The following is a 10,271-nucleotide window of genomic DNA, read 5'->3' as shown; positions in this document are numbered from 1 at the left end:
CGCGGTGATCGTGCGCCGTCGCCGCGTGCAACGCGCCGAGACGCCGGGCTCGCTTTCTGCCGAGGAGCGCGAGCGCCTCGACCAACTGTTGGATAAAAACCAAGAATGATTGATTTCTGGCTCGCTGCAGGCCTGCTGCTCCTGGTAGCCCTGAGTTTTCTGCTGATCCCCGTTCTGCGTAGCCGTCGCGCCCAGCTCGAGGAGGATCGTACTGCCCTGAACGTGGCGCTGTATCAGGAGCGCGTGGCTGAGCTGCAGGTTCAGCAGCAAGAGGGCGTTCTCGATGCTGCGCAAATGGACGCCGGCCGTGCCGAAGCCGCCCGTGAACTGCTCGCCGACACCGAAGGCGTTGCTGCGCCGCGGGTGACCCGCCTGGGCAAGGCGGCACCGTTGCTGGCCGCCATCCTGGTCCCGGTACTGGGCCTGGGCCTGTACCTGCATTTTGGTGCCAGCGACAAAGTCGAGCTGACCCGGGAATTCGCCCAGGCGCCGCAGTCGATGGAAGAAATGACCCGGCGCCTGGAGCGCGCGGTCGCGGCGCAACCCGATTCCGCCGAAGCGCTGTACTTCCTCGGTCGCACCTACATGACCCAGGATCGTCCGGCTGATGCGGCGAAGGTCTTCGAGCGAACCGTGACCCTGGCCGGGCGCCAACCTGAACTGTTGGGGCAATGGGCCCAGGCCCAGTATTTCGCCGATGGCAAGAAGTGGTCGGACAAGATCCAGGCCCTGACTGACGAAGCGCTCAAGGCCGATCCGAAGGAAGTCACCAGCCTTGGCCTGCTGGGCATCGCCGCCTTCGAAGGGCAGCGTTATCAGGAAGCGATCGATTATTGGAATCGCCTGCTGGAGCAACTGCCGCCGGACGACCAATCGCGTATCGCGCTGCAGGGCGGTATCACCCGCGCCAGTGAGAAACTGGTGGCCAGCGGTGGCAAGGTGGCCCAGGCGCCAGCGGCCAAGCCGGCAGCGCTGCTCAAGGTCCGGGTAAACCTGGCGGCCGATCTTAAGGCCAAGGTCAAGCCGGGCGACAGCGTATTCATCTTCGCCCGCGCCACCTCTGGCCCACCGGCGCCGCTGGCGGCCAAACGCCTGACCGTGGCCGACCTGCCGGCTACCGTCGAGTTGGGCGATGGCGATGCAATGATGCCGCAGTTGAAACTGTCGAACTTCCCTGAAGTCCAACTGGTTGCACGCATTTCCCGCGCCGGCCAACCGACGGCGGGTGAGTGGATCGGTCGCAGCCAGCCCCTGGCCAGCAGCACCACCGCGCCGCAAGAACTGACCATCGACAGCCCGGATAAATAACAGGAAACGCCACCATGACCGCCATTGCTCGTATCACCCTGCTCAGCGTTGTTTTGGGGCTGAGCGCTTGTGCGGTCCAACGGCCACCTGAACAGCCGACCCCGCCACGGATCCCGCCGACGCAGCCCAGTACCAAACCGACGCCGTCGACGGTGCCGAGCAAGCCGACCACTCCCGCCAAACCGGCCAAGCCGCTGCCGCGCACCTCGGCCAGCTTTGCGCCACCACCGGGGGGCAATAGTCATTGGGACCCGAAACTGGGTGTGTACGTGCTCGACGATCAACCGAACACCTTCTACCGCCAGCGCACCTACTACCGTTGGGATAACGGCTGGAGCCGCTCGATCAGCCCGAAAGGACCGTGGGAAGAGACGGATATCCAAGGGGTGCCGGGCGGGTTGGGACGGCAATTCGGGCAGTGATCTAAAAGGCGACCTTCGGGGTCGCCTTTTTTGTACGTGCGGGTAATGGTGGGACGGCGGTGTATATCGGTGACGGACCACTCGCCGGGTCGGCACCCGTTCGTACGGGAATCCAAGTACCGTGAGTACTTCATGGGGCAACAACATCGTGCGCGGCAGTTCGCACTCGGGTAACGTGGCCGCCGCAGAACTGGACGACGCGCAGTCAGGAGGATTTTCCGTTGGTCCAGCAAGCAGGGCGACGAGCGAAATGGGGGGAGTGATGGCTGGCAGGTTGATCTATCTCATCGGGCCTTCGGGTTCGGGCAAGGACAGCCTGCTCGATGCCGCGCGAGCGCGGTTGGCCGAGCGTGGCTGCCGTATCGTGCGGCGGGTCATCACGCGTTCGGCCGAAGCCGTGGGCGAGGCGGCGCTGGGCGTCAGCCCGCAGCAGTTCGTCGAGATGCGGGCCCAGGGCGCGTTTGCCCTGAGCTGGCACGCCAACGGTCTGTACTACGGCATCCCGCGGGAAATCGACGATTGGCTGGCCGCTGGACAGGACGTGCTGGTGAATGGCTCGCGGGGGCATTTGCAGAATACTCGCGAGCGTTATCCCAACGTGTTGGCGGTGTTGCTGACCGTGGACCAGGCGGTGTTGCGCCAGCGCCTGCTGGCGCGTGGGCGTGAGTCCGTGGCGGAGGTCGATCAGCGCCTGGCGCGCAATGCCCGCTTCAGTGAGCATCTGCTGGCCAATGATCCAACCGTGCAGGTGCTCGACAACTCCGGGCCCCTGGAGCGCACCGTCGAACGACTCCTGGCCTGCCTCGACGAGCCCGCGGCATGCGCCTGAGCTTGCCAGGTGCATCTTCTCTAAAGCATCGCTCGGTATGCCTTGGCGGGCAATCCAACCTGCCCGCCAGGCGCTTGAATCTTTACGCCGTCGCCAACGAAGCCTTCTGCGAAACACTCAGGAACCGCAACAACGCCAACAGTGGAAACGCGCTGCCGACCACCACGATCCACAACCAGCCGCCGTGCTCGTACACCGCACTGGCCACGGATGAGCCAAATGCACCGCCTATGAAGATGCTGGTCATGTACAACGCATTGAGGCGGCTGCGGCTTTTGGCGTCCAGGGCGTAGACCGCGCGTTGGCCGAGGACCATGTTCATTTGCACGCAGAAGTCCAGGACCACGCCGGTCACGGCCAAGCCGATCACGCTGTAGGCCGGATGGATGAAGGTGGGCAGGAAGCTCAGGCTGGCGCACAGCAGGGCCAGCAATGAAGCGATGCGGGTGTGCCCGGCGTCGGCCAGGCGTCCGGCGATAGGCGCGGCAATGGCGCCGATTGCGCCGACCAGGGCGAAAATCGCGATCTGGCTTTGTGACAGGCCATGATTGCGCGCCAGTTCCAGCGGCACGGCGGTCCAGAACAGGCTGAACGTGGCGAACATGCACCCTTGGTAAAACGCCCGCTGGCGCAATACCGGCTGTTGGCGCAGCAATGTCCAGAGCGAGCCCAGCAATTGGCCGTAGGACGCGCTGTGGTCAGGCTGGCGCTTGGGGATGGTCAGCGCCAGCACGATGCTGATCGCCGCCATCAATAGCGCGGCAATCACAAACATTGCCCGCCAGCCGAAATGATCCGCCACCACGCTGGACACGGGTCGCGCCAGCAAGATCCCCAGTAACAAACCGCCCATGATCCCGCCGACCACGCGGCCGCGAGATTCTTCCGGCGCCAGGTGCGCAGCCAGTGGAATCAGGATCTGCACCGACACCGAGCTGAAGCCCACCAGCAGCGAAATCAGCAAGAACACGTTCGGTTGATCGGTGAACGCCGCGCCCAGCAGGCTGGCAATGGCCACCACGGTGGTGATGATCATCAGCCGGCGGTTTTCCAGCAGATCACCCAAGGGCACGAGGAAGAACAAGCCCAGGGCATAGCCGATCTGGGTCAGCGAAACGATCAGGCTGGCCATGGTGCTTGTCAGGCCGATGTCCGGTGCGATCAGGCCGATGATCGGCTGCGCATAGTAAATGTTGGCGACGATCGCACCACAGCAGAAGGCGAACAGCAGCACCATGCCTCGGGTCATTGTCGCGGTGCCATGGGGCAGCTGGGTCGCTGGGTTCATAACGTGTCTCGTTGCAAAGAAGGGAGTGCGCGCAGGCTAAAGGGCTGAATGAGACAGCGGAAGGTAATTGGAGTGATAGTAATCATTTCGTTGCGCAATGTGACACCGCTGACGCAAGCACCACCGGCCATCCGAAGAACTGCCCGTTTTCCCGTGACAGCTAGAATCTACAGGGGGATCACTTCAACGTGTCCTTACAAAGCGGGAGAATCGCGATGAAAATCGTATCTTCGCTGGCGTTGGTGGTAGCGGTTGGGTCGATCTATGGTTGCTCGACAGTGCCTGACAGTCAGGTCACCAACGTTCCCATGAACGCTACTTCCATCAATGCCGGGAACATCGCCCGGCCAATCATGATGCCCGATGGGCAAGCAACGGTGTTCTGGTTTGCTGTGAGTGGGGAGTCCATGGGTAGTGCATTACCAGGTCGTCTGCAGGCCTACATCTACCCGGGAAGCTGTGGAAGTCTGGGTGCCAAACCTGCCTATGACATGAATGACGGCCCGAATGCACGGTTCTATTCGCAAGCGTCCATGCAATATTTCTGGAAAAGCGCACCCGTACCGGTCGAGACACTTCGAGCGGGGGGCTATGCGTTGGTGGTGCGTGAAAGCCCGGCCGATGGTCACCAGGCGATTTTCTGCGGCAACCTGACCTGAAACACCCACGGAACACTGCAGGAACGAGCAGGCTCGCTCCTGCAGGTGGTGTTTACTGGGCGTAAATCTGATCGAAAATCCCGCCATCATTGAAGTGGGTCTTCTGCACGGTGCGCCAGTCGCCGAAGGTTTTTTCCACCGACAGGAAGTCCACTTTCGGGAAGCGGTCGGTGTACTTGGCCAGCACGGCCGGGTCACGCGGACGCAGGTAGTTGGCGGCGGCGATTTCCTGGCCTTGCGGTGACCACAGGTACTTCAGGTATTCCTCGGCGGCGGCGCGGGTGCCTTTCTTGTCCACGGTCTTGTCGACCACCGACACCGGTGGCTCGGCTTCGGCGGAGACGCTCGGGTAGATGACCTCGAACTGATCGCGGCCAAACTCACGGGCGATCATTTCCGCTTCGTTTTCGAAGGTCACCAGCACGTCGCCGATCTGGTTGGTCATGAAGGTTGTCGTCGCGGCGCGGCCACCGGTATCCAGGACCGGAGCTTGCTTGAACAGCTTGCCGACGAAGTCCTTGGCCTTGTTTTCGTCGCCGCCATTTTTCAGCACGTAGCCCCAGGCCGAGAGGTAGGTGTAGCGGCCGTTACCTGAAGTCTTCGGGTTTGGCACGATGACTTGCACACCGTCCTTGAGCAAGTCTGGCCAGTCTTTCAGGGCTTTGGGGTTGCCTTTGCGGACGATGAACACAGTGGCCGAGGTGAACGGCGCGCTGTTGTTCGGCAGGCGGGTGACCCAGTTGTCCGGGACCAGTTTGCCGTTATCGGCCAGGGCGTTGATGTCGGTGGCCATGTTCATGGTGATCACGTCAGCGGGCAGGCCATCGATGACCGAACGTGCCTGTTTGCTCGAACCACCGAAGGACATCTGCAGGGTGATGTTTTCGTTGTGTTCGGCTTGCCAGTGTTTCTGGAACGCAGTGTTGTAGTCCTTGTAGAAATCGCGCATCACGTCGTAGGAAACGTTGAGCAGGGTCGGTGCGGCCTGGGCGACGCTGGTCAGTGCCAGGCCAGCGGCCAGAAGTGAGGCGCCAAAGAGTTTTTTCACTGCGAATTCCTTGTTCGAGATGATGTTTTTGTAAAAAACGAGGCAATTTGGCAGCGACTATAGCCGGGCTCGCATAGTCGTTTAAAGATTAAAAAGCTCTGTGCTTATTCTATTTTCTTGAACAGTGCATTGCCGCAGCGGGAACAGAACGCGGCGCCGTGTTCATGGTTGTTTTTCCTGCACACCGGGCAGTCATGTTGCAGCTGTTCGCCACGCATGGCGTTGGCCAGTTCCGCGGTGAAGATGCCGGTGGGCACGGCGATGATCGAGTAACCGGTGATCATGACCAGCGAGGAGATCACCTGGCCCAAGGGCGTTTTCGGCACGATGTCGCCGAAGCCCACGGTAGTCAGCGTCACGATGGCCCAGTAGATGCCTTTGGGAATGCTGGTAAAGCCGTGCTCCGGGCCTTCGATCACGTACATCAGCGTGCCGAACACCGTCACCAGGGTGCAGACGCTGACCAGGAACACCACGATTTTCTGCTTGCTTCCGCGCAGCGCAGACATCAGGTAATTGGCTTGCTTGAGGTAAGGGCTGAGCTTGAGCACGCGGAAAATCCGCAGCATCCGGATGATCCGGATAATCAACAGGTACTGCGCATCGGCGTAATACAGCGCCAGTATGCCGGGCACGATCGCCAGCAAATCCACCAGTCCATAGAAGCTGAAGGCGTAGCGCAGGGGCTTGGGCGAACAGTACAGGCGCAGGCCATATTCGATGGCGAAGATGACGGTGAAGCCCCACTCGATATACGCCAGCACGTCGGCGTAGTTACGGTGAACGGTATCGATGCTGTCGAGCATCACGATCACCAGGCTGGCGAGGATGATCAACAGCAATATGCCGTCGAAGCGCCGACCCGCCTTGGTGTCGCTCTGGAAAATCATGACGTAGAGGTCTTCACGCCAGTGTTTGTTGCTGTCCATGGATAACGCCTGACTGAATGATCAGCGCAGCCTAGGTCGATTCTCCCCGGGAGCGCAAGGCGCAGTGGCCCCCGTGGCCTTGCCTAACACTTGAGCAGCCGTACGAATCAACCAGCAGGCGAGGATGAACGGCGCGGTCAGCGTGGGCAGGCCGATAGCGGCAAACACCGGCGTCAGCAGCAGCGCTGAGGTGATGCCGGCCAGTGGCAGCCACCGCTGCTGGCGCTGTGCGCTGAAGGCGAGGGCGGCGAGTACGGCGTTATAGCCACCCAGGCCCAGCAGTGCGGTGTAGAAGTCGTGGTGCAGCAGGCTCCAACCCATGCCCGCGACAGACGCCAGCAACGCCCAGCAGAAGGCGCGACGATCAGCGATCAGCAAGCCGGCGGCAATCATCGCACCGGCCAGCGGATGACCGAGGAACATCACCTGGCCGAGGCCTTTGAGGGGGGCGGCGAGCATGTTCAGTGTGCTGACCTCGATCAGATGCGCCTGGGTCGAGGGCGTGGCGAAGCACAGCAGCATCCAGCTCAGTCCCACGAAGGGCGCGGTGCAGGCGGGCAGGTATTGGCTGACGCGAGCGCGTTTGAGCCACTGTTGCGTGAGCATGGCACTCAGGCCGCCAGCGGCGAGGATCAGCAGCGGCAACATTGCTGACCATGGGAAATACAGGCTGACCAGCAAGCCCAGCAGGACGCCGTTGTAACTGTAGAGTCCGGCCTGGCGATCGGCCTTGGCGTAGCCGCGACGTTGCGCGGTGAGCAACCCGGCGACGCCGCCAAGCAGCGCACCGCCGAGCAAGGCTGGCGCGGTAAACAGAATGGCGAGCAGGCACAGCAGACCAAATAGCGGATGGCGCTGGAGGAAGATTTGACTGAAGCCGTTGAGCAAAGCTTCGGCCCAGTCGGGGCAGTGGGTGTTGAAGTGGTTGGCAGGCATTTTTTTCAGTGTGTCAAAGGGGGCCGAGTCGCCTGCTTCGCGGGCAAGCCTCGCTCCTACAGGAATGCGCTGTCCCTGTAGGCGCGAGGCTTGCCCGCGAAGAGGCCGGTGCAGACGCTAGATCAACGTCTCAATGCGCAAAGAGTTAGTCGACCCCGGCTGCCCAAACGGCACACCCGCGGTGATCAATAACGTATCGCCACGCTGTGCCATGCCTTGGGCCTGGGCAATTTCCAGCGCCGTAGAGCACACTTCGTCCACCTGGCGCAGGCGATCGTTGACCACCGAGTGCACACCCCATGCCACGGTCAGGCGACGAGCGGTTTGCCGGTTCGGCGTCAGGTTGAGGATCGGCACCGTCGGCCGTTCACGGGCAGCGCGCAAACTAGAAGTGCCGGACTCGCTGTAGTTCACCAACACCGCCACCGGCAACACATTGCTGATACGCCGAATCGCGCAGCTGATCGCATCGGAAACAGTCGCTTCGGCTTTCGGTCGGCTGACGTCCAGCTGGGTCTGGTAGTCCGGGCCGTTTTCCACCTGGCGGATGATCTTGCTCATCATTTGCACGGCTTCGAGCGGGTATTCGCCGGACGCGGTTTCTGCCGACAGCATCACCGCGTCGGCACCTTCGGCTACCGCATTGGCGACATCGGTGACTTCGGCGCGGGTGGGCGCCGGGGAGAAACGCATCGATTCGAGCATCTGCGTCGCCACCACCACCGGCTTGCCCAGCTGGCGACAGGTTGCGATGATGTTTTTCTGGATCTGCGGCACGCTTTCGGCGGGCACTTCCACGCCCAAGTCGCCGCGGGCGACCATGATCGCGTCGCTCAATTCGGCGATTTCGCGCAATTGCGTGACCGCTGACGGCTTCTCGATCTTGGCCATCAGGAACGCCTTGTCGCCGATCAGGGCACGGGCTTCGCGGATGTCTTCAGGGCGCTGCACGAACGACAGGGCTACCCAGTCCACCCCCAGTTCGAGGCCAAAGCTCAGGTCGCGGCGGTCCTTGGCGGTCAGCGGGCTCAGGTCGAGCACCGCTTGCGGCACGTTCACGCCCTTACGGTCCGACAGTTCGCCACCATTGAGCACGGTGGTGTCGATGGCGTCGGCGTACTTGGTGACCACCCGCAGGCGCAGCTTGCCGTCGTCCAGCAGCAGGTCCATACCAGGTTCCAGCGCAGCGATGATTTCCGGGTGCGGCAGGTTGACCCGGCGTTCATCGCCCGGCGTGGCATCGAGGTCCAGGCGCAGGGCCTGACCGCGATGCAACTGCACCTTGCCGGCGGCAAATTTGCCGACCCGCAGTTTCGGCCCTTGCAGGTCCATCAGAATGCCCAGCGGATAATTCAGCTGGCGCTCGACTTCACGGATCCACTGATAGCGTTTGGCGTGGTCGGTGTGATCGCCGTGACTGAAGTTCAGGCGAAAGATATTGACTCCGGCCTGCACCAGTTGACGAATGTCATCGATCCCGTTGGTGGCGGGGCCGAGAGTGGCGAGGATCTTGACCTTTTTGTCAGGCGTCATGGTTTGGGGCTCTCAAGGATCAGGATGGCGCGGAAGTCGTTGACGTTGGTGCGGGTCGGCTCGGTGACGATCAGTGCGTCCAGCGCCTCGAAATAGCCGTAGCCATTGTTGTTGTCCAGTTCGTCGCTGGCGCTCAAGCCGAGGGCTGCGGCGCGGGCGTAACTGTCCGGGGTCATGATTGCCCCGGCGTTGTCTTCGGAGCCGTCGATGCCATCGGTGTCACCGGCCAAGGCATAGACGCCGGGCAAACCCTTGAGGCTGTCGGTCAGGCTGAGCAGGAACTCGGCGTTGCGCCCGCCACGGCCGTTACCGCGGACGGTCACCGTGGTTTCGCCGCCAGACAGAATCACGCACGGCGCGGCCAGTGGCTGGCCGTGCTGGACGATCTGCCGGGCGATGCCGGCGTGGACTTTCGCCACTTCCCTGGACTCACCTTCCAGGTCGCCCAGGATCAACGGACTGTAACCGGCCTGACGGCACTTCACCGCTGCGGCCTCCAGGGATTGCTGCGGGCGGGCGATCAGCTGGAAGTGACTGCGTGCCAGGCTTGGATCGCCGGGTTTCACCGTCTCTGATTCCGGGCTTTGCAGCCAGTTACGCACGCAGGCGGGCACGTCGATGGCGTAGCGCTTGAGGATCGCCAGCGCTTCGGCCGAGGTGCTCGGGTCGGCCACCGTGGGGCCGGAGGCGATGACCGTGGCCAGGTCGCCCGGCACATCGGAAATCGCATAGGTATAAACAGTGGCAGGCCAGCAGGCCTTGCCCAGGCGGCCACCCTTGATTGCCGAGAGGTGTTTGCGCACGCAATTCATCTCGCCAATGGTCGCGCCGGATTTGAGCAGGGCTTTGTTGATCGATTGCTTGTCGGCCAGGGTGATGCCTGCGGCCGGCAGGGCGAGCAGCGCAGAGCCACCGCCGGAAAGCAGGAAGATCACGCGGTCTTTTTCGGTGAGGTCGCTGACCAGTTCCAGCACGCGTTTGGCTACGGCCAGGCCGGCTGCATCCGGAACCGGATGTGCGGCTTCGACCACTTCGATTTTTTCGCAGGGGGCGCCGTGACCGTAACGCGTCACCACCAGGCCGGACACTTCACCCTGCCAGCAACGCTCGACCACCTGGGCCATGGCGGCCGCGGCCTTGCCGGCACCGATGACGATCACCCGACCGCTGCGGTCGGCGGGCAGATAGGCTTCGAGGACTTGTTGTGGATGGGCCGCCTCGATGGCTGTGGCGAACAGCTCACGCAGCAATTGTTGCGGATCGACCGACATGGCGGGCTCCCGGAATTCTTGTTATTGGGATAAGACGACAGCGGGTGT

The 10,271-nt window shown here is 62.3% G+C and carries 10 protein-coding genes and 1 pseudogene; 5 read left to right on the top strand and 6 right to left on the bottom strand.

What is annotated here, in order from left to right:
- From ACIO0C_RS29445 to phnN, 4 genes and pseudogenes are all read left to right on the top strand, one after another.
- Positions 1-109, top strand: a pseudogene (locus ACIO0C_RS29445) (cytochrome c-type biogenesis protein CcmH); the annotation flags it as partial.
- The gene (ccmI, locus tag ACIO0C_RS29440) at positions 106-1,308 is read left to right on the top strand and encodes a c-type cytochrome biogenesis protein CcmI (RefSeq protein ID WP_401317747.1); all 1,203 of its coding nucleotides are present in this window, start codon (positions 106-108) and stop codon (positions 1,306-1,308) included. The pseudogene ACIO0C_RS29445 and the gene ccmI, both read left to right, overlap by 4 nt.
- 14 nt (positions 1,309-1,322) lie before the next feature.
- Positions 1,323-1,730, top strand: a complete 408-nt coding sequence (locus ACIO0C_RS29435) for a hypothetical protein (RefSeq protein ID WP_401317744.1) — start codon at positions 1,323-1,325, stop codon at positions 1,728-1,730.
- 262 nt (positions 1,731-1,992) lie between these two features.
- On the top strand, positions 1,993-2,559 hold the full coding sequence (gene phnN, locus ACIO0C_RS29430; protein ID WP_401317750.1) for a phosphonate metabolism protein/1,5-bisphosphokinase (PRPP-forming) PhnN: 567 nt from the start codon (positions 1,993-1,995) through the stop codon (positions 2,557-2,559).
- A gap of 82 nt (positions 2,560-2,641) precedes the next feature.
- Here phnN and ACIO0C_RS29425 read toward each other — a convergent pair whose 3' ends face one another.
- The gene (locus tag ACIO0C_RS29425) at positions 2,642-3,847 is read right to left on the bottom strand and encodes an MFS transporter (RefSeq protein ID WP_401317742.1); all 1,206 of its coding nucleotides are present in this window, start codon (positions 3,845-3,847) and stop codon (positions 2,642-2,644) included.
- A gap of 215 nt (positions 3,848-4,062) precedes the next feature.
- Between ACIO0C_RS29425 and ACIO0C_RS29420 the strand changes: the two genes are divergently transcribed.
- Positions 4,063-4,506 carry a hypothetical protein gene (locus ACIO0C_RS29420; protein ID WP_401317739.1) on the top strand — a complete coding sequence of 148 codons (444 nt, stop codon included), beginning with the start codon at positions 4,063-4,065 and terminating at the stop codon, positions 4,504-4,506.
- A gap of 52 nt (positions 4,507-4,558) precedes the next feature.
- Here the strand turns inward: ACIO0C_RS29420 and ACIO0C_RS29415 are convergent, their stop codons facing one another.
- The 5 genes from ACIO0C_RS29415 to ACIO0C_RS29395 all read right to left on the bottom strand — a co-directional run bounded on the left by ACIO0C_RS29415 (position 4,559) and on the right by ACIO0C_RS29395 (position 10,223).
- Positions 4,559-5,554, bottom strand: coding sequence for a sulfate ABC transporter substrate-binding protein (locus ACIO0C_RS29415; protein ID WP_008061207.1), 996 nt, complete (start codon positions 5,552-5,554; stop codon positions 4,559-4,561).
- A 104-nt stretch (positions 5,555-5,658) separates the two neighbouring features.
- Complete coding sequence (locus ACIO0C_RS29410) at positions 5,659-6,483, bottom strand: ion transporter (protein ID WP_401317737.1); 825 nt, start codon at positions 6,481-6,483, stop codon at positions 5,659-5,661.
- 21 nt (positions 6,484-6,504) lie between these two features.
- Entirely contained in the window at positions 6,505-7,419 is a 915-nt protein-coding gene (locus ACIO0C_RS29405; protein WP_401317735.1) for an urea transporter, read from the bottom strand.
- A gap of 117 nt (positions 7,420-7,536) precedes the next feature.
- The gene (gene pyk / locus ACIO0C_RS29400; protein ID WP_401317733.1) at positions 7,537-8,952 is read right to left on the bottom strand and encodes a pyruvate kinase; all 1,416 of its coding nucleotides are present in this window, start codon (positions 8,950-8,952) and stop codon (positions 7,537-7,539) included.
- Positions 8,949-10,223: a glycerate kinase gene (locus ACIO0C_RS29395; protein WP_401317731.1), complete on the bottom strand. Its 1,275-nt coding sequence runs from the start codon at positions 10,221-10,223 to the stop codon at positions 8,949-8,951. Before ACIO0C_RS29395 ends, pyk begins: the two co-directional genes overlap by 4 nt.
- Between the last annotated feature and the right edge of the window lie 48 nt (positions 10,224-10,271).

The organism is Pseudomonas sp. NPDC087336 (assembly GCF_044744285.1).
In the GTDB taxonomy this organism is placed as follows: Bacteria; Pseudomonadota; Gammaproteobacteria; order Pseudomonadales; family Pseudomonadaceae; genus Aquipseudomonas.
Note: the sequence above shows the minus strand (reverse complement) of the source record. Positions and strands in the feature narration are given on the sequence as shown.

Bases quoted from the DNA above. Each gene is read 5' to 3' on its own strand.
- ACIO0C_RS29435 (WP_401317744.1), top strand. From the start codon at position 1,323: ATGACCGCCATTGCTCGTATCACCCTGCTCAGCGTTGTTTTGGGGCTG.
- ACIO0C_RS29425 (WP_401317742.1), bottom strand. From the start codon at position 3,847: ATGAACCCAGCGACCCAGCTGCCCCATGGCACCGCGACAATGACCCGA.
- ACIO0C_RS29405 (WP_401317735.1), bottom strand. From the start codon at position 7,419: ATGCCTGCCAACCACTTCAACACCCACTGCCCCGACTGGGCCGAAGCT.
- ACIO0C_RS29420 (WP_401317739.1), top strand. From the start codon at position 4,063: ATGAAAATCGTATCTTCGCTGGCGTTGGTGGTAGCGGTTGGGTCGATC.
- ACIO0C_RS29395 (WP_401317731.1), bottom strand. From the start codon at position 10,223: ATGTCGGTCGATCCGCAACAATTGCTGCGTGAGCTGTTCGCCACAGCC.
- pyk (WP_401317733.1), bottom strand. From the start codon at position 8,952: ATGACGCCTGACAAAAAGGTCAAGATCCTCGCCACTCTCGGCCCCGCC.
- ACIO0C_RS29410 (WP_401317737.1), bottom strand. From the start codon at position 6,483: ATGGACAGCAACAAACACTGGCGTGAAGACCTCTACGTCATGATTTTC.
- phnN (WP_401317750.1), top strand. From the start codon at position 1,993: ATGGCTGGCAGGTTGATCTATCTCATCGGGCCTTCGGGTTCGGGCAAG.
- ccmI (WP_401317747.1), top strand. From the start codon at position 106: ATGATTGATTTCTGGCTCGCTGCAGGCCTGCTGCTCCTGGTAGCCCTG.